The sequence below is a fragment of the Kosakonia pseudosacchari genome, assembly GCF_900184035.1.
In the GTDB taxonomy this organism is placed as follows: domain Bacteria; phylum Pseudomonadota; class Gammaproteobacteria; order Enterobacterales; family Enterobacteriaceae; genus Kosakonia; species Kosakonia pseudosacchari.
Genome location: NZ_FXWP01000005.1, coordinates 1 through 611, shown reverse-complemented (window position 1 = coordinate 611; position 611 = coordinate 1). Strand labels below are relative to the sequence as shown.

General features: G+C 50.1%; 1 tRNA gene and 2 rRNA genes. All 3 read right to left on the bottom strand.

Features of this window, described 5'->3' with window-relative positions:
* Positions 1-97 (bottom strand): 23S ribosomal RNA (locus BN2591_RS01245); the annotation flags it as partial.
* 244 nt (positions 98-341) lie between these two features.
* A tRNA-Glu gene (locus tag BN2591_RS01240) sits at positions 342-417 on the bottom strand.
* An 83-nt stretch (positions 418-500) separates the two neighbouring features.
* Positions 501-611 (bottom strand): 16S ribosomal RNA (locus BN2591_RS01235); the annotation flags it as partial.

The window sequence follows — 611 nt, the reverse complement described above, 5'->3', positions numbered from 1 at the left end:
GGTTCATATCACCTTACCGGCGCTTTTCGCAGATTAGCACGTCCTTCATCGCCTCTGACTGCCAGGGCATCCACCGTGTACGCTTAGTCGCTTAACCTCACAACCCGAAGATGTTTCGTGAAACATCCGCGTGTCGCAAAAATTTGAGAGACTCACAGAACAGTTCGCACTGTTCAGTGTTTCAATTTTCAGCTTGATCCAGATTTTTAAAGAGCAAATATCTCAAACATGACTCGCTGTTCACACAACGGAATCAGTTTTGAGATACATCGGCAGGTGACTTTCACTCACAAACCAGCAAGTGGCGTCCCCTGGGAGGTTTGACCTCATCAGTTAACGCGTGGCGTCCCCTAGGGGATTCGAACCCCTGTTACCGCCGTGAAAGGGCGGTGTCCTGGGCCTCTAGACGAAGGGGACGTAAAGTCTCGCTCGCAAGACGCCTTGCTTTTACTTTTCATCAGACAATCTGTGTGGACACTGCAGAGAACGGTTCTTTAAGGTAAGGAGGTGATCCAACCGCAGGTTCCCCTACGGTTACCTTGTTACGACTTCACCCCAGTCATGAATCACAAAGTGGTAAGCGCCCTCCCGAAGGTTAAGCTACCTACTTC